General features: G+C 70.4%; 15 protein-coding genes, 1 tRNA gene and 2 pseudogenes. 10 read left to right on the top strand and 8 right to left on the bottom strand.

All coding sequences use genetic code 11. From position 1 onward, the window contains the following. The first annotated feature begins 71 nt into the window (after nucleotides 1–71). The gene (locus ADL01_RS29245) at nucleotides 72–257 is read left to right on the top strand and encodes a hypothetical protein (protein WP_053744998.1); all 186 of its coding nucleotides are present in this window, start codon (nucleotides 72–74) and stop codon (nucleotides 255–257) included. 49 nt (nucleotides 258–306) lie between these two features. Here ADL01_RS29245 and mscL read toward each other — a convergent pair whose 3' ends face one another. The 7 genes and pseudogenes from mscL to ADL01_RS29210 all read right to left on the bottom strand — a co-directional run bounded on the left by mscL (nucleotide 307) and on the right by ADL01_RS29210 (nucleotide 6,683). Further along, nucleotides 307–837, bottom strand: coding sequence for a large conductance mechanosensitive channel protein MscL (gene mscL / locus ADL01_RS29240; RefSeq protein ID WP_053744997.1), 531 nt, complete (start codon nucleotides 835–837; stop codon nucleotides 307–309). 130 nt (nucleotides 838–967) lie between these two features. After that, a complete protein-coding gene (locus tag ADL01_RS29235; RefSeq protein ID WP_053744996.1) occupies nucleotides 968–1,366 on the bottom strand; it encodes a hypothetical protein in 399 nt (132 codons plus the stop codon). Between the two features lie 98 nt (nucleotides 1,367–1,464). Then, nucleotides 1,465–2,037: an RcpC/CpaB family pilus assembly protein gene (locus ADL01_RS29230; RefSeq protein WP_107091021.1), complete on the bottom strand. Its 573-nt coding sequence runs from the start codon at nucleotides 2,035–2,037 to the stop codon at nucleotides 1,465–1,467. Between the two features lie 230 nt (nucleotides 2,038–2,267). Further along, nucleotides 2,268–3,110: an S-methyl-5'-thioadenosine phosphorylase gene (locus ADL01_RS29225; protein WP_053744994.1), complete on the bottom strand. Its 843-nt coding sequence runs from the start codon at nucleotides 3,108–3,110 to the stop codon at nucleotides 2,268–2,270. Between the two features lie 94 nt (nucleotides 3,111–3,204). After that, nucleotides 3,205–3,552, bottom strand: coding sequence for an FmdB family zinc ribbon protein (locus ADL01_RS42720; protein WP_006377135.1), 348 nt, complete (start codon nucleotides 3,550–3,552; stop codon nucleotides 3,205–3,207). Nucleotides 3,553–3,621: 69 nt separating this feature from the next. Then, nucleotides 3,622–4,887, bottom strand: coding sequence for an MFS transporter (locus ADL01_RS29215; protein ID WP_053744992.1), 1,266 nt, complete (start codon nucleotides 4,885–4,887; stop codon nucleotides 3,622–3,624). Nucleotides 4,888–5,121: 234 nt separating this feature from the next. Beyond that, nucleotides 5,122–6,683: pseudogene (locus ADL01_RS29210) on the bottom strand (potassium/proton antiporter). A 199-nt stretch (nucleotides 6,684–6,882) separates the two neighbouring features. Here ADL01_RS29210 and ADL01_RS29205 point away from each other — a divergent pair. Further along, on the top strand, nucleotides 6,883–9,636 hold the full coding sequence (locus ADL01_RS29205) for a penicillin acylase family protein (protein ID WP_053744990.1): 2,754 nt from the start codon (nucleotides 6,883–6,885) through the stop codon (nucleotides 9,634–9,636). Nucleotides 9,637–9,702: 66 nt separating this feature from the next. Here ADL01_RS29205 and ADL01_RS29200 read toward each other — a convergent pair whose 3' ends face one another. Then, nucleotides 9,703–10,311: a 5-formyltetrahydrofolate cyclo-ligase gene (locus ADL01_RS29200; RefSeq protein WP_053744989.1), complete on the bottom strand. Its 609-nt coding sequence runs from the start codon at nucleotides 10,309–10,311 to the stop codon at nucleotides 9,703–9,705. A gap of 109 nt (nucleotides 10,312–10,420) precedes the next feature. On the opposite strand from ADL01_RS29200, the gene galU reads away from it, so the two are divergent. From galU to ADL01_RS29160, 8 genes and pseudogenes are all read left to right on the top strand, one after another. Beyond that, entirely contained in the window at nucleotides 10,421–11,323 is a 903-nt protein-coding gene (gene galU, locus ADL01_RS29195; RefSeq protein ID WP_053744988.1) for a UTP--glucose-1-phosphate uridylyltransferase GalU, read from the top strand. A gap of 5 nt (nucleotides 11,324–11,328) precedes the next feature. Then, nucleotides 11,329–12,651 carry a gephyrin-like molybdotransferase Glp gene (gene glp, locus ADL01_RS29190; RefSeq protein ID WP_053744987.1) on the top strand — a complete coding sequence of 441 codons (1,323 nt, stop codon included), beginning with the start codon at nucleotides 11,329–11,331 and terminating at the stop codon, nucleotides 12,649–12,651. 82 nt (nucleotides 12,652–12,733) lie between these two features. Then, on the top strand, nucleotides 12,734–13,216 hold the full coding sequence (moaC, locus tag ADL01_RS29185) for a cyclic pyranopterin monophosphate synthase MoaC (RefSeq protein WP_053744986.1): 483 nt from the start codon (nucleotides 12,734–12,736) through the stop codon (nucleotides 13,214–13,216). Next, on the top strand, nucleotides 13,213–13,767 hold the full coding sequence (locus ADL01_RS29180; protein ID WP_053744985.1) for a MogA/MoaB family molybdenum cofactor biosynthesis protein: 555 nt from the start codon (nucleotides 13,213–13,215) through the stop codon (nucleotides 13,765–13,767). Before moaC ends, ADL01_RS29180 begins: the two co-directional genes overlap by 4 nt. 26 nt (nucleotides 13,768–13,793) lie before the next feature. After that, nucleotides 13,794–14,399 (top strand): GNAT family N-acetyltransferase, encoded by a 606-nt coding sequence (locus tag ADL01_RS29175; protein WP_053744984.1) that lies wholly within the window; start codon nucleotides 13,794–13,796, stop codon nucleotides 14,397–14,399. Between the two features lie 242 nt (nucleotides 14,400–14,641). After that, the gene (gene glpR, locus ADL01_RS29170; protein WP_053744983.1) at nucleotides 14,642–15,859 is read left to right on the top strand and encodes a gephyrin-like molybdotransferase receptor GlpR; all 1,218 of its coding nucleotides are present in this window, start codon (nucleotides 14,642–14,644) and stop codon (nucleotides 15,857–15,859) included. 150 nt (nucleotides 15,860–16,009) lie between these two features. Next, nucleotides 16,010–16,083: transfer RNA gene (locus tag ADL01_RS29165), tRNA-Ala, on the top strand. A gap of 103 nt (nucleotides 16,084–16,186) precedes the next feature. Then, nucleotides 16,187–16,360: pseudogene (locus ADL01_RS29160) on the top strand (bifunctional 5,10-methylene-tetrahydrofolate dehydrogenase/5,10-methylene-tetrahydrofolate cyclohydrolase); the annotation flags it as partial. Between the last annotated feature and the right edge of the window lie 21 nt (nucleotides 16,361–16,381).

Raw genomic sequence — 16,381 nt, 5'->3', positions numbered from 1 at the left:
AGCATGATCGTGATCCGGTGCCGCCCCACGCACCCGGATGGGGCCCGGCGGTCGGGACGTACTCTGGGGTCATGAGCAGCCCCACCGCCCCCGAACCGCACGCCCCGAAGCCCGCGCTGATCTTCGACGACCCGCTGGACCAGCAGTCGTCGGACGACACGGACCGGGGATGGGGCGAGCGCCCGGGTGACGGCGGCGGCGACAGCGCGGCCGACCTGAAGCGCTTCCTCGACGAGAAGCCGCCCCACCACCTCTGACACCGCTGAACCGGGCCGCGCGCCCTCTGGACGAGGCCGAGCGCGCTGCCTACCGCTCCTTGTGCTGGGAGTCCCGCGGGGCCACCAGGGACTCGTTGTGCCCGGCACCCCGCTGGGTCACCAGGGACTCGTCGTGCCCGGCGCCCCGCTGAGCCACCAGGGCGTCGCGGATCTCCTTGAGGACCTCCAGTTCGCTCACCTCGACGACCTCCTGCGCGCCTTCCTTCGCCTTCTGACGTGCGGCCGCCCGGGCCAGGTACTTCGACATCGGCAGGACCATCAGGAAGTACACGACGGCCGCGGTGATCAGGAAGGAGAGGCCGGAGCCGAGGACGGAGCCCCACAGGATCCGGATACCTTTCGTGCCCTTGCAGTCCGGGCTCAGGCAGGAGTTGTAACTGTCGAGGTTCTTCGTGCCGATCGCTCCGACCAGCGGGTTGATGATTCCCTTCACCACCGAGTTGACGATGTTGGTGAAGGCGGTGCCGATCACCACCGCTACTGCCAGGTCGACGACGTTCCCGCGCATCAGGAAGGTCTTGAAGCCCTGCCAGACGCTTGGTTCTTCCTTCTTGCTCACCTCGGGGGACTCTCCTCGCTCATGTGGCCCAGGGAACGAAACGTTCCGCAACCCAGGTTAGGGCGTTCAAGCCATGTCCAATTTCCTGGCGTGGGTGGGGGACTTGCCAGGGCGGACCGAGAGCGGACCGTCAGAGCTTGATGTGCTTCAGGGGGCCGCACTTCTTGAAGTCCTCGTAGGTGTGGCAGGCGCGGTAGTAGACGTAGTCGTCCAGGAGCCCCATGTCGACCTTCTTGTAGAGGTCGCTCTTGCCCTTGCTGCCGCACTTCTTCTTCAGGACTATCTTGCTGTCGACCGAGCCGGCCTCGAGGTAGTCGCAGCCGGTCGACGTCTTCTTGTTCAGCGTCCCGATGAACCAGACGCGCTGGTCACCGGCGCGGTTGTTGACCTCGTACTTGCCCGACACCGTCACATAGGTCGCGGAGCTGGTGGTGAACGTGCCGTGGGAGTCGGCGACGGCCGGTGATGCCGCGATACCGACCAGAGCGACGGAGACGGCGAGCGGCTTCAGGAAGCTACGGAGAAACACTGATTGTCCTTCTTCTGCGTGCCAGTGGCTTGTATGTGCCAGGGGCATGATCATGCCCGGAATGATCATGCTATTACAGGCGTCGGAGGGGCCAATTCTCAGTACAACGTCACCGCCAGCCGCGCTGTCGCGCCCGCGCCGGCCAGCCGGGACGCCGTGGTGCGCGGCACCGACAGCACGACCAGCGCCCCGCCCCCGGCCACGCTGTCCTGGGACCCCGTGGACCGCGGCACCTGAGTCACCCGGACCCGGTGGGCGACCACCCGGGCGTCGGTGCCTGTCGGTGAATCCTCGGCGGCGATGACGTCGACCCGGTCGCCGGGGCGCAGCAGCCGGACGGTGGCCGCGTCGGCGATCCGTACCGGCGCGGTCACCATCTCGACCGTGGGCCGCGCCCGTACGGGATCCGCCACGGGGTGCCCCCGGACCCGCCCGGCATCGGGCGGTGGGCCCGCCGTCTGACGTGGGCCGGCCGCGACGACCGCCGCCGCCGTGACGGCGAGGCCGACAGCCAGCGCCCGCCTCCGGTGCCGTACCAGGCAACGGAGTCGGTACCGCCCGCCGCGCACCCGCACGGGGGCGAAGTGGGGCACCTGGCAGGGCGCGGGGACGAGCGGGACGGAACGCACGGAGCCGACGGAACGCGCGGAGTACACGGGCTTCGCGGGCATTTCGGGTTGCACGGGACGTACGGAGGACACGGGGACCACCACCTGTGACGAGGGAGCTGCTTGCGTGGCTCCCACGATGAGGCTTCTCGGCGAATCCCGCTGAGGCCTGTGTGCTACTCGCCGGTTGTGGACAACTCGCTCACCCGAACGGGAAGTTCCGCCCCGCCGATCCCCGTACCTGGGCCCCCGCGGGCCCCTCTTGAGCCCTTCTGAGCCCTCTCGGTCCCTCGTCAGGGCATGTCGAACCCCGGATCCATCCCGCCCAGCGCCTTCGTGCACAGGCAGTCCCGTGTCGCGTTCGCCGGGAGTGCGGCCACCGCGTCGGTCAGCACGCCCCGCATCCGGTCCACGTTCGCCGCGAACACCTGGAGTACCTCGTCGTGCGAGACGCCCTCGCCGGTCTCCGCGCCCGCGTCGAGGTCGGTGACCAGGGCCAACGACGTGTAGCAGAGCTCCAGTTCACGGGCGAGCGCCGCTTCCGGATGGCCTGTCATGCCCACCACCGACCAGCCCTGCGCCCGGTGCCAGAGGGATTCGGCGCGGGTGGAGAAGCGCGGCCCCTCGACCACGGTCAGCGTGCCGCCGTCCACCGGCTCCCAGTCGCGCCCGCGCGCCGCCGCCAGGGCGGCCTCACGGCCGACGGGGCAGTAGGGGTCGGCGAGTGACACGTGCACGACGTTGGGGACGGCGCCGCCGGGCAGCGGCAGCCCGTCGAAGAACGTCCCCACCCGGGACTTCGTACGGTCGACCTGCTGGTCCGGCACGAGCAGGGTGCCCGGGCCGTACTCGGGCCGCAGACCGCCCACCGCGCACGGGGCGAGCACCTGGCGCACGCCGACCGAGCGCAGCGCCCACAGGTTGGCGCGGTAGTTGATGCGGTGCGGCGGAAGATGATGGCCGCGTCCGTGCCGGGGCAGGAAGGCGACCCGGCGACCCGCGAGCTCACCGAGGAACAGGGAGTCACTGGGGGAGCCGTACGGCGTGTCCACCTGTATCTCGGTCACGTCGTCGAGGAAGGAGTAGAAGCCGGAGCCACCGATCACGCCGATCTCGGCGTTCACCTGATTCACCATGCCCGCACCCTAGGACCTGTCCGGCGGCGCGCGAAAACACCGAAGACCCCGTCGTCGTACGACGACAGGGTCCCCTGGGACGAGAAGGCGGCGGCTACGCGGCCGAGCTGGTGCTCGACGAGCTGCTGGACCCCGAGGAGGAGCTGGACGACGAGGACGAACCGGACGACGAGGAGCTCGACGAGCTCGACGACGAGTCCGAGGACGACGACGTCGAAGAAGAGGCCGTCGACGGCTTCGACGCGGGCGCGCTGCTCGACGAGGAGCCGCGGCTGTCGTTCCGGTAGAAGCCGGAGCCCTTGAAGACGATGCCGACCGCGGAGAACACCTTCTTCAGGCGGCCGTTGCAGGCGGGGCACTCGGTCAGGGCGTCGTCGGTGAACTTCTGCACCGCTTCAAGGCCCTCGCCGCACTCGGTGCACTGGTACTGATAGGTCGGCACTTTGTCTTCCTCCTGGCACTCTCACTCGATGAGTGCTAACGACGGTCCAGTGTGACGTATTCCGGAGGATCAGTCCACTGTCACCGGCACGCGGTGACCGACGCCACGTGTCACGGTCCGGCTCGCGGGGCGGCTCGTCGCCCCCGGTGCGAGCCGTGAACGCAGGGCCAGCAGGGTCGCGAGGGCGAGCAGCGTGCCCCCCATGGGCACCAGGAATCCGGCGCCGTCCCAGAGGCTGTCCTCGAGCCGCCCGGCGACGGTGACGGCCGCCGCCTGGCCGAGGGCGACCGAGCCGGTCAGCCAGGTGAACGTCTCGGTGCGGGCGCCGGCCGGGACCAGACCGTCGACCAGGGTGTAGCCGGTGATCAGCGCGGGCGCGACGCACATGCCGACCAGGAGGCCGAGCCCGGCCAGCGTCAGCACGGACTGAGCCGTCCACAGGCCGGAGGCGGTGACCGCGAGGGCCGTGTACCCGACGACCAGGCGCCGCTGCGGGGTCATGCGCCAGGCGACGGCGCCGCAGACCAGGCCGGAGAGCATGTTGCCGGCGGCGAAGACCCCGTACAGGACGCCGTTGAGGCCGGGGTTGCCGCTGTACTCGCTGAACGCGGCGAGCGAGACCTGCATACCGCCGAAGACGGCCCCGATGCCCAGGAAGGCGGCGATGAGGACGCGGACCCCCGGGACGCGCAGTGCGGAAACGCGCTCCACGCGCGCGTGCGGTCCGGCGGCGGCGACGCGCGGCTGGGTGCTCTTCTGCGCCGCGAACAGGAGGCCGCCGAGGAGGGTCAGCGCGGCCTCGGTGACCAGGCCGGCGGCCGGGTCGAAGGCGGTGCACAGGGCGGTGGCGAGCAGGGGGCCGAAGACGAAGGTCAGCTCGTCCGTGACGGACTCGAAGGCCGCCGCCGTCGGCATCAGGGGCGAGTCCTGGAGTTTCGCGGCCCAGCGGGCCCGGACCATGGGCCCGACCTGGGGCGTGGTGGCGCCGGTCAGCACCGCGGCGGCGAAGAGGGTCCACAGGGGAGCGCCGGTCAGCGCGAGCGCCGTAAGGGTGAGGCCGGCCAGGGCGTGCAGGATGACGCCGGGGACGAGGACCGCGCGCTGTCCGTGACGGTCGGCGAGACGGCCCCCGTAGGGCGCGCACAGGGCCAGGGAGACACCGGTGACGGCGGCCACGGCGCCGGCGGTTCCGTACGAGCCGGTGGTGTGCTGGACGAGCAGCACGATGGAGATGGTGAGCATCGCGAACGGCTGTCGCGCGGCGAAACCGGGGAGTAGGAACGTCCAGGCGCCGGGGGTGCGGAGCAGCTGTCCGTAGGTGACCGTGGATGCCACGGCCGTGCCTTTCTGCCGCCTGGTGGCGCGGCCCCCTCGCGGGGGGCGGCGCCGAGAGCTGTCCTCTTGCGCGGACTGCGGTAGATGCCGTCTCTCCCGCAGAGGATGTCCCGGCCGCCATACGGTCGCGCCAGCTCTGCTTCAGGCAGAGGTGGTTCGATCAGGGTGCGCCTTCACTGTACAGGGCAAACGGGCTAGCAGGCCTGTGAAAGGAAGAAGCGGCTTACGTCACGCCTATGCTCCGTTGCCGCCCGTCCCGAGCCACTGCGCCAGCTTGCCGCCCTGCCCGACGGCCCGCAGCCGTCGTTCCGTCGCGTCGCGGACCGGGTCGGTGGTCACCACGAGGAGTTCGTCGCCACGGCGCAGGATGGTCGTCGGCAGCGGAACGAACGATTTTTCATCGCGGACGACGAGGGTGACCGCGGCGCCCGGCGGCAGCCTCAGCTCGCTCACCTCGACGCCGTGCATCTTCGAGCCGTCGGGTATCGCGACGGACAGCAGATGCCCGCGCAGGCGCTCCAGAGGGGCCGCCTCGATGCCGAGGTCGGCGGCCTCCGCACCCTTGCCGAGGTGCAGTTGGCGGGCCAGCCAGGGGAGCGTCGGGCCCTGGACCAGGGTGTAGGCGACGACCAGGACGAAGACGATGTTGAAGATGCGACGGCTGTCCTCGACGCCGCTCACCATGGGGATCGTCGCCAGGATGATGGGCACCGCGCCGCGCAGCCCGGCCCAGGACATCAGGGTCTGCTCCTGCCACGGCACCCGGAACGGCGTCAGGCTGACGATCACGCTCAGCGGGCGCGCGACCATGGTCAGGGCCAGCCCTATGACGAGGGCGGGCCAGATGTCGTCGCCCATCTCGTGGGGGGTCACCTGGAGGCCGAGCAGGACGAACATGCCGATCTGGGCGATCCAGCCGAGCCCGTCGGCGAAGCCGCGGGTGGCCGGCCAGTGCGGCAGCTTGGCGTTGCCGAGGACCATGGCGGCCAGGTAGACCGCGAGGAAACCGCTGCCGTGGGCGAGCGCGCCGGCGGCGTACGCGGTGACCGCGATGGCCATCACGGCGATGGGGTAGAGGCCGGACGCGGGCAGGGCCACGTGCCGCAGGCCCCAGGCGCCGAGCCAGCCGGCCGCGATGCCGATGGCCGCGCCGATGGCCAGCTCCAGGACGATGACGCCCAGCAGCTTGTACCAGTGTTCGACCGGGCCGGCCGTGGACAGCGAGACGACCAGGATGACCACCGGGGCGTCGTTGAAGCCCGACTCGGCCTCCAGCGTGCCCGTCACGCGCGCGGGGAGGGGGATCTTCCGCAGGACGGAGAAGACCGCCGCCGCGTCCGTCGAGGACACCACCGCGCCGATGATGAACGCCTGCCGCCACTCCAGCCCGACCAGGTAGTGCGCGGCCGTCGCCGTGACCCCCACGCTGACCGCGACCCCCGCCAGCGCCAGCACCGAGGCGGCCGGGAGGGCGGGTTTGATCTCCTTCCACTTCGTGCCGAGTCCGCCCTCGGCCAGGATCACGACCAGGGCCGCGTACCCGATGACCTGGGTCAGTTCGGCGTTGTCGAAGTGGATGTCGCCGATGCCGTCCTGGCCCATGGCGATGCCGATCCCCAGGTAGACGAGCAGGCTGGGGAGCCCGCTGCGTGAGGAGATCCGGACCGCCGCCACGGCGATGAGGAGGACCAGGGAGCAGACGAGCAGGAGCTGGTTGAGGTGGTGGACAGTCAGCGTGCCGTTCCCTTCCTGGGCCCGGGCGCGGCAGACGCGCGCGGGTCACGTACATCGGACACGAAGTGAGGCCACCGCGCACCCAAGTACTTCGTTACCTTACCTAACTCTTGACGATTTCTTGACACTTCCACAGGCATGATCGAACGCCCGTCCGTTCGCGTACCCGACTCCGCGTCAAGTCGCGTCGGGCCCTGCGCCTATGGTTGCTCCAGCACTCCAGTACCGCCTGCCGCTCGCGTTAGGACAGCAAGGACAGCGATGCCCCCCACTACCACCAGCTCTTCCGGACACAAGCCCGGCAAGTCCGGCAGGAAGAAGGGGCGCAAAGCCCGACTGTTCGTAATCGTCCTGGTCCTGGCGATCATCGGAGGTTTCGCCTTCGGCGCGTACTGGTCCGTCAGTACCGTCCGGGCCTCCTTCCCGCAGACCAAGGGCTCAATCTCCCTCCAGGGCCTGTCGGGGAACGTCGACGTCAAGCGCGACGGCCACGGCATCCCGCAGATCTACGCGTCCTCCGACGAGGACCTGTTCATGGCGCAGGGCTACGTCCAGGCGCAGGACCGGTTCTACGAGATGGACGTACGGCGCCACATGACGTCGGGCCGGCTCTCCGAGATGTTCGGGAAGGGACAGCTCAAGAACGACGAGTTCCTGCGCACCCTGGGCTGGGACCGGGTGGCGAAGGAGGAGTACGACAAGACGCTGTCGCCCGCGACGAAGAAGTACCTCCAGGCCTACGCCAGGGGAGTCAACGACTACCTCAAGGGCAAGGACGGCGCGGACATCTCCCTGGAGTACGCCGCCCTCGGGTTCGAGAACGACTACACGCCGCAGGCGTGGACCCCGGTCGACTCGGTCGCGTGGCTGAAGGCGATGGCCTGGGACCTGCGCGGCAACATGCAGGACGAGATCGACCGGTCCCTGCTGACCAGCCGCCTCGGCCCGCAGCAGATCGCCGACCTGTACCCGGAGTACCCGTACAGCCGCAACAAGCCGATCGTGCGGGAAGGCGCGTACGACACCGCCACGGGGACGTACGCGCAGGGCGCCGCCGCCGCGAGCACGCAGTCGGGGGCCTCGGGAGCGTCCGGAACCCCGGCCGCCGGCTCCGCGGCCTTCCAGAGCCAGTTGGAGGGCCTCTACCGGGTCCTGGACGACGTCCCGACGGCCGTCGGCGTGAACGGCAACGGCATCGGCTCCAACTCCTGGGTGGTGGCGGGCGCCCACACCATCACCGGCAAGCCGCTGCTGGCCAACGACCCGCACCTGTCGCCGTCGCTGCCGTCCGTCTGGTACCAGATGGGCCTGCACTGCCGCAGCGTCTCCGCCAAGTGCCAGTACGACGTCGCCGGGTACACCTTTGCGGGCATGCCCGGTGTGATCATCGGCCACAACGGTGACATCGCCTGGGGCATGACCAACTCGGGCGCCGACGTCACCGACCTCTACCTGGAGAAGCTCTCCGGCGACGGCTACCTGGACGACGGCCGGACGAAGCCGTTCACCTCGCGCGAGGAGACCATCAAGGTCGCGGGCGGCGCGTCCAAGAAGATCATCGTCCGGGAGACCGACAACGGGCCCCTGCTGTCCGACCGCGACGACGAGCTCGTCAAGGTCGGCAGGAAGGCCACGGTCGACGCCTCGGCCCCCGACCGGGGCGACGGCTACGGCATCGCGCTGCGCTGGACCGCGCTGGACCCGGGCACCGCCATGGACGCCGTCTTCCTGATCGACAAGGCGTCGAACTGGACGGAGTTCCGCGCGGGCGCGGCCTCCTTCGACGTGCCCTCGCAGAACCTCGTCTACGCGGACACCGCGGGCAACATCGGCTACCAGCTGCCGGGACGCATCCCCAAGCGCGCGGCGGGCGACGACGGCTCGCTGCCAGTACCCGGCTGGGAGTCCAAGTACCGCTGGACCGGCTACCTCAAGCAGGCCGAGCTGCCCTTCGAGTTCAACCCGAAGCGCGGCTACATCGTGACCGCCAACCAGGCCGTCGTCGACAAGGCCAAGTACCCGTACACGCTCACCACGGACTGGGGCTACGGCACCCGCAGCCAGCGCATCGCCGACCTGATCACCTCGAAGATCAAGGGCGGCGGCAAGATCTCCACCGACGACATGCGCCAGATGCAGCTGGACAACAGCAGCGAGATCGCCAAGCTGCTGGTGCCCAAGCTGCTGGCGATCGACGTCGACGACAAGTACGTCCGCGAGGCGCAGAAGCTCCTCGAGGGCTGGGACTACACCCAGGACGCCGACTCCGCCGCCGCGGCCTACTTCAACGCGGTCTGGCGCAACATCCTGAAGCTCGCCTTCGGCAACAAGCTGCCCAAGGAGGTGCGGGTCAAGGGCCAGTGCCTGTACGTCAGGCCGGTGAACACCACCAGCCCCGCCGACGCGGACCAGCCGGTACTCGAGTGCGGTCAGCGGGACGCGGACCAGGCGCAGCCGGACGGCGGCGACCGCTGGTTCGAGGTGGTCCGCAAGATCGTCAACGACGAGAACAACGACTGGTGGCACGCGCCGGGCAACCGCATAGAGAAGGCCGCGACCAACCGCGACCAGCTGTTCGCACGCGCCCTGTCCGACGCCCGCTGGGAGCTGACCGCCAAGCTCGGCAAGGACATCGACACCTGGAGCTGGGGCCGGCTGCACCGCCTGTTCCTGAAGAACCAGACGCTGGGCACCGAGGGCCCCGACTTCGTGCAGTACATCCTCAACCGCGGCCCCTGGAACCTCGGCGGCGGCGAGGCGACGGTCAACGCGACCGGCTGGAACGCGGCCGGCGGCTACAGCGTCGTCTGGGTGCCGTCGATGCGGATGGTGGTCAACCTCGGCGACCTCGACAAGTCGAAGTGGATCAACCTGACAGGAGCCTCCGGGCACGCCTTCAGCGCCCACTACACCGACCAGACGGGCGCGTGGGTCAAGGGCGAGCTGCTGGACTGGTCCTTCACGGACAAGGCGGTCGACGACAGCACGAGCGACACGCTGCTGCTGAAGCCATGAGCCCCCGGTAGCCGGAAAACCGCCCTCCACGCACGCGCGTGGAGGGCGGTTTTGTTTCACGGGAGGCTACGGGAGACCGCGGAACCGGCGTACTCCCGACGGCGTGACCACCGCCTGCACCGGCCGGTCGTGCGGCTCGGCGGGAACCCGGGGGACGACCTCGCAGTCGTACAGCAGCACCACCAGGGCCGGATCGGCGCCCGCGCGCTCCAGCCGTGCCAGCACCCGGTCGTACGAGCCTCCGCCGCGCCCCATCCGCAGCCCCCGGTGGTCCACGGCGAGGCCGGGCAGCAGGACGGTGTCGGCACGCGTCACGGCGTCCGCGCCGAGGCGTTCGCCGGCCGGCTCCAGCAGCGCCATCCGCCCGCCGTGGCGCACCTCCACCAGGGAGCCCTCCCCGGCGTACGGGCCCCAGTCGAGGTCGTTGTCCGGGAGGAGGACCGGCAGCAACACCCGTACCCCGCGCGCGTGGAGTGCGTCGAGGAGCGCGCGGGTGCCGGGTTCGGTGCCGACGGAGACGTACGCGGCCACCGTGCGCGCGTGCGCGAGTTCGGGCAGACCGAGCGCGCGGGCGGCCAGTGCCGCCGCCGTCTCCTGGACTTCGGCTGCCGTCAACCTGCCCCTCACCGCGAGGATGTCGCGTCGCAACGTCCGCTTGTCAGGCCCCGCCTCCATGGCTCTCCCATATCGTTTCCGGTGCGCTCATGTGCTTCATATGCCTATATGGGCGCCAGTTGATCAGAGTCACAGAATCAGCACAAAGGCACCGGTTAAGGTTGCCCGCATGACTGAGTCGCACCCCAGGATCAGCAAGGCTGTCATCCCCGCAGCAGGCCTCGGCACCCGGTTCCTGCCGGCCACCAAGGCCACTCCCAAGGAGATGCTGCCGGTCGTCGACAAGCCGGCGATCCAGTACGTGGTCGAGGAGGCCGTGTCCGCCGGCCTCGACGACGTCCTCATGATCACAGGACGCAACAAGCGCCCCCTCGAGGACCACTTCGACCGCAACTACGAGCTGGAGTCAGCCCTTCAGAAAAAGGGCGACGCCGCGCGACTCGCCAAGGTCCAGGAGTCCAGCGACCTCGCGACCATGCACTACGTCCGCCAGGGCGACCCCAAGGGCCTCGGCCACGCCGTCCTGTGCGCCGCCCCGCACGTCGGCCACGAACCCTTCGCCGTCCTCCTCGGCGACGACCTCATCGACCCGCGCGACCCGCTGCTCAAGCGCATGGTCGACGTCCAGGAACAGCACGGCGGCAGTGTGATCGCCCTCATGGAGGTCACCCCCGAACAGATCCACATGTACGGCTGCGCGGCCGTCGAGACCACCGACGACGGCGACGTCGTCAAGGTGACCGGCCTGGTCGAGAAGCCGGAGGCCGCGGACGCCCCGTCGAACTACGCGATCATCGGCCGCTACGTCCTCGACCCGCACATCTTCGGCATACTCCGCCAGACCGAGCCCGGCCGCGGCGGCGAGATCCAGCTCACCGACGCCCTCCAGCAACTCGCCCAGGACGAGAAGATCGGCGGCCCCGTGCACGGCGTCGTCTTCACGGGCCGCCGCTATGACACCGGGGACCGCGGCGACTACCTGCGTGCCATTGTCAGACTCGCATGCGAACGTGAAGACCTGGGCCCGGACTTCCGGACCTGGCTTCGCAGTTACGTAGCCGAGGAGATGTAGCAACGTTGACCAGCGCCGCGCCCCGCACCACCGGCCAGGACCACCTGTGGTCGGTGGACGAACACCTGGAGGACATCCTCGCGACCGTCCGCCCCCTCGAACCCATCGAGCTGCAACTCCTCGACGCCCAGGGCTGCGTCCTGGTCGAGGACGTCACGGTGCGGGTCTCCCTGCCGCCGTTCGACAACAGCTCCATGGACGGGTACGCGGTGCGGGTCGCGGATGTCGCGGGCGCGAGCGAGGAGTACCCGGCCGCCCTCACGGTGATCGGCGACGTCGCGGCCGGCCAGGACGGACTGCTCCACGTGGGCCCCGGTCAGGCCGCCCGCATCATGACCGGCGCCCCGCTGCCCCCCGGCGCCGAGACCGTCGTCCCCGTGGAGTGGACCGACGGGGGCCTCGGCGGGGGCCCCGTCACCGGGATGCGCGCCCGCAGCACCGACCCCGACGGCGCCCACGGCCAGGTCCGCGTGCACCGTCCGGCACCGGCACGCGCGCACGTACGCGCGCAGGGCAGCGACGTCCAGGCCGGCGACCGCGCCCTCGCCGCGGGCACCGTCCTCGGCCCGCCGCAGATCGCCCTGCTCGCCGCGATCGGCCGCGGCACCGTACGCGTGCGCCCGCGCCCGCGCGTGGTCGTCATGTCGACCGGCAGCGAGCTGATCCAGCCCGACGAGAAGCTCGGCAGCGGCCAGATCTACGACTCCAACAGCTTCGCCCTCACCGCCGCCGCCCGGGACGCCGGCGCGATCGCCTACCGCGTGGGCGCGGTCGCCGATGACGCCGAGACCCTCCGCTCCGCCATCGAGGACCAACTCGTCCGCGCCGACCTCGTCGTCACCACCGGAGGCGTCAGCGTGGGCGCCTACGACGTCGTCAAGGAGGCCCTCTCGCATGTCTCCGACGAGGACGAGCCCGGCGCCGGCGTCGACTTCCGCAAGCTGGCCATGCAGCCCGGCAAGCCCCAGGGCTTCGGCACCGTCGGCCCCGAGCACACCCCGCTGCTGGCCCTGCCGGGCAACCCGGTGTCGTCGTACGTCTCCTTCGAACTGTTCGTGCGGCCCGCGATCCGTGCCCTGATGGGCCTCACCGACATCCACCGGCCCACGATCCGGGCGGTCCTGGACGCGGACAAAGCGCTGACCTCGCCGTCCGGGCGTCGCCAGTTCCTGCGCGCCGCGTACGCGGACGGCCGGGTGAAGCCCGTCGGCGGCGCCGGATCGCACCTGATCGCGGCTCTCGCGCACGCCGACGCGCTGATCGTCGTACCGGAGGACAAGGAGTCCGTGGAGCCCGGCGCCGACGTCGAGGTCGTCCTGCTGGGCTGACCGGCGGGCGGGGAGCGGCTGAGGACGCGCGCGGGGAGTACCGTGTCGCGCACAACAGGCCCGACCGGGAGCGCCACAGCACATGAGCACGCAGGACGACCGACTGACGCACATCGACGAGACGGGCGCCGCCCGCATGGTCGACGTGTCCGGCAAGGACGTGACCGCCCGCACCGCCCGCGCCAGCGGCCGTGTCCTTGTCTCGCCCCGGGTGATCGAGCTGCTGCGCGGGGAGGGCGTCCCCAAGGGAGACGCCCTGGCCACCGCGCGGATCGCGGGCATCATGGGCGCCAAGCGCACCCCGGACCTCATCCCGCTCTGCCACCCGTTGTCGGTGTCCGGTGTGAGACTGGACCTGTCGGTCGCGGACGACGCCGTCGAGATCCTGGCCACCGTGAAGACGACGGACCGCACGGGCGTCGAGATGGAGGCCCTCACAGCGGTCTCGGTCGCCGCGCTCACCGTGATCGACATGGTCAAGGCGGTCGACAAGGGAGCGGTCATCACGGACGTACGGGTGGAGGAGAAAACCGGCGGCAAGTCGGGCACCTGGAGCAGGTCATGACACCGGCGCGGTTCGTCGAGCCGCCGACCGGGGGCGCGCTGCTCGCGCCCTACGCCGCCATGGTCGTCACCGCGTCGAACCGCGCGGCGGCGGGCGTCTACGAGGACAAGGGCGGCCCCCTGCTCGCGGCGGGGCTGGAGAGGTTCGGCTTCGCCGTCGACGGACCGTGGGTCGTGCCCGACGGCGAGCCGGTGGAGAACGCCCTGCGGGCCGGTGTCGAGGCCGGGTACGACGTCATCCTCACCACCGGCGGCACCGGCGTCTCGCCCACCGACCGCACCCCGGAGGCCACTCGCGCGGTGCTCGACCTGGAAGTGCCGGGAATCGCCGAGGCCATCAGGGCGTTCGGCAGGGACAAGGTGCCGACGTCGGCGCTGTCGCGTGGGCTCGCCGGAGTCGCGGGCGGGACGCTGATCGTCAACCTGCCGGGCTCCACCGGCGGGGTGAAGGACGGACTGGCCGTGCTGGAACCTCTGTTGAAGCACGCCGTGGACCAGATCCGGGGTGGCGATCACCCCAGACCCGACGGAACCGGTGGGGGTGCGAGCTGAACAGCCCGTCCTGGCCCGTCGAGCTGGTGGAAGGCGACGTCGTCCTCCGGCCCGTCAGGCTGCGCGACCAGCGGATCTGGCGCGAGATCAACCGGCGCAACCGGGACTGGCTGCGGCCCTGGGAGGCGACGATCCCGCCGCCCACGCCCAGCGGTCCGATCGCCCACCGGCCCACCTACCGTCAGATGGTCCGGCATCTGCGCGCGGAGGCGAACGCGGGCCGGATGCTGCCGTTCGCCATCGAGTACCAGGGGCAGTTGGTCGGTCAGTTGACGGTCGCCGGCATCACCTGGGGCTCGATGTGCTCGGGCCATGTCGGCTACTGGGTGGACGAGGCGGTGGCGGGCCGGGGCGTCATGCCGACGGCGGTCGCACTGGCGGTCGACCACTGTTTCCGTACGGTCGGACTGCACCGCATCGAGGTCTGCATCCGCCCCGAGAACGTACCGAGCCGCCGCGTCGTGGAGAAACTCGGATTCCGCGACGAGGGACTCAGGCCCCGCTATCTCCACATCGACGGGGCCTGGCGCGACCACCTCGTCTTCGCGCTCACCGCGGAAGAGGTACCGGAGGGGTTGCTGAGCCGCTGGCAGCGGGCACGATCCCAGAAGACGCCGCGGAATCCCGCATAAATTGAATAAGTGTTCGAATGAAATGGGCTGGAGGGCAATCGAAGGCCAATCGAAGGCCCTCGGTGATCAGCCGCCGATCAGTCGACGATCGGTCGCCGATCGACTTGGGGCGTCAAATTCCCACCCTTGATGACCCGCTGATCGCATCGATCACAAAAAAAGCTCGAAATATCAGCCAGATCGTGCGACACACCGGCTCAATTGGCAGATGGCCTCACGCAAACCCCTCTACCGTGTGAGGCGTGAGCAGCAGCGGCCTCATCTACGCAGTCATTGTCGGGGCCTGGGCCGCCTACTTGGTGCCGATGTGGCTCCGTAGGCAGGACGAGCTGAACGAGGCTCGTCCGACGGAACGCTTCAGCACCGCCATCCGGCTCCTGTCCGGACGGGCGGGCATGGAGCGCCGGTACGCCAAGGACCTGCGGGCGCGCTCCACCGACGAGGAGGAGCACGGCGCCATGGACCCGGAGGGTGTCACCGACACGGTGGACGTCCGGGCCTTCGCCATGCCCCCGACCCGCCCCCAGGCAAAGGTCCAGGTCCAGGCACAGGTCCAGACGGTCCAGCAGGAGCAGGCACCGCCGCCGGCGCCGAAGCGCGAACAGCAGGCGCAGGCCGAACGGCGGCGCGAGCGCGTACCGGCGGCTCGCCGGAGCGCGGGCACCTCGGCGGAAGCCGCCGCGCGCGCCCGGCGCTCGAAGGTGCTCGCGCGCCGGCGGCGTACGACGGTGATGCTGTTCTTCGCCTTCACGCTCGGCACGATCGTCGCGGCCGTCGGCGGACTCGCCCTGCTCTGGGCCCCCGCCGTCCCGGCGGTCATGCTCAGCGGATACATCGCCTATCTGCGTAGGCAGGAACAGCGCCGTTTCGCCTACCAGATGGACCGGCGCCAGGCCGAGCTGGCCGCGCAGCGACTGCGTGAGCGCCAGCCCCGGCGGCGGCCGTCCACCGACCCCGGCGCCGAGGAGCAGGACGACCACCCGGAGCCGGAGACCGACCCCGGCCTGTCCGCGCTCGCCGCCGACCGGCGTGCGCTCGTCGAGCAGACCGATCACGCCGAGTGGGTCGACCAGCAGCGCGAACGCCAGCGCCGCCCCGGCCACGGCGACAGCTGGGACCCGGTCCCGGTACCCCTGCCGACGTACGTGACCGCACCGGTCGCCCCCCGCGCCACCTCCGAGGTGGACCTCGGCGCACCGGACGCCTGGAGCTCGGCGCGGTCCAGCACGGTGGGCCGCGAGTCGGAGTCGTCGACGGACGAGCCGGTGCTGCCGGAGGACGCGACCGAGTCGGAGGCGGACCTGTCGCCGGAGTCCGACGCGGAGCTGGGCCCGGAGGACGCGGACGGCCGCACCGACGCCCGCCGCGCGGCCTCCGCCCGCCGGGCCCGCGAACGGGGCCGCACACCACTGTTCGACCAGTACGAGGACGGCGAGCGCCCTCGGGCGGCCAACGAGTAGCGAGCGGTACGCGACTGCTCCTGACTGTCCCCGGCCGCGGTCCGGGCCGGCTTCCGGCCAGGTGGGAGAGCGTGCGGCGGCCTCGACTGACCAGCACAGAACGGATTTCCGAGCACCCGGATCGGGATGCTAGAGTTTCACTCGTTGCAAGGGCCTGTGGCGCAGTCTGGTAGCGCACCTCGTTCGCATCGAGGGGGTCTGGGGTTCAAATCCCCACAGGTCCACCGCAGCGACTGTTCTTGAGTTAGCTCGGGAGTAGTTGACGAGATCCCGTCCGATCGGAAGATCGGGCGGGATCTTCGGCGTTTCCGGGGTGTGTTCGAGGCGGTGTCCGACGCCGGATACAACCCGGGCAACGTCGGCGACGTCGATTTCGACACCGCCCGCACCCGCGCCCGTCTGATCACTCCGGTCCCCGGCGGGGTCGGACCGATGACCATCGCCGTCCTGCTGGCACAGACCGTGGACGCCGCCGCCCGGCAACTGGAAAGTCGCCTCTGACAATCCACCTCGTTGGCACGC

It is taken from the genome of Streptomyces sp. NRRL WC-3618 (genome assembly GCF_001280005.1).
Lineage (GTDB): Bacteria > Actinomycetota > Actinomycetes > Streptomycetales > Streptomycetaceae > Streptomyces.
The sequence above is the reverse complement of the archived record's forward strand: the minus strand, read 5'-3'. Positions and strand labels throughout refer to the sequence as shown.

What these genes read in the sequence shown, in the direction of transcription:
- ADL01_RS29245 (WP_053744998.1), top strand. Translation starts at nt 72, where the DNA reads ATGAGCAGCCCCACCGCCCCCGAACCGCACGCCCCGAAGCCCGCGCTG.
- ADL01_RS29230 (WP_107091021.1), bottom strand. Translation starts at nt 2,037, where the DNA reads ATGCCCGCGAAGCCCGTGTACTCCGCGCGTTCCGTCGGCTCCGTGCGT.
- ADL01_RS29225 (WP_053744994.1), bottom strand. Translation starts at nt 3,110, where the DNA reads ATGGTGAATCAGGTGAACGCCGAGATCGGCGTGATCGGTGGCTCCGGC.
- ADL01_RS29205 (WP_053744990.1), top strand. Translation starts at nt 6,883, where the DNA reads ATGCCCCCCACTACCACCAGCTCTTCCGGACACAAGCCCGGCAAGTCC.
- ADL01_RS29200 (WP_053744989.1), bottom strand. Translation starts at nt 10,311, where the DNA reads ATGGAGGCGGGGCCTGACAAGCGGACGTTGCGACGCGACATCCTCGCG.
- galU (WP_053744988.1), top strand. Translation starts at nt 10,421, where the DNA reads ATGACTGAGTCGCACCCCAGGATCAGCAAGGCTGTCATCCCCGCAGCA.
- moaC (WP_053744986.1), top strand. Translation starts at nt 12,734, where the DNA reads ATGAGCACGCAGGACGACCGACTGACGCACATCGACGAGACGGGCGCC.
- ADL01_RS29180 (WP_053744985.1), top strand. Translation starts at nt 13,213, where the DNA reads ATGACACCGGCGCGGTTCGTCGAGCCGCCGACCGGGGGCGCGCTGCTC.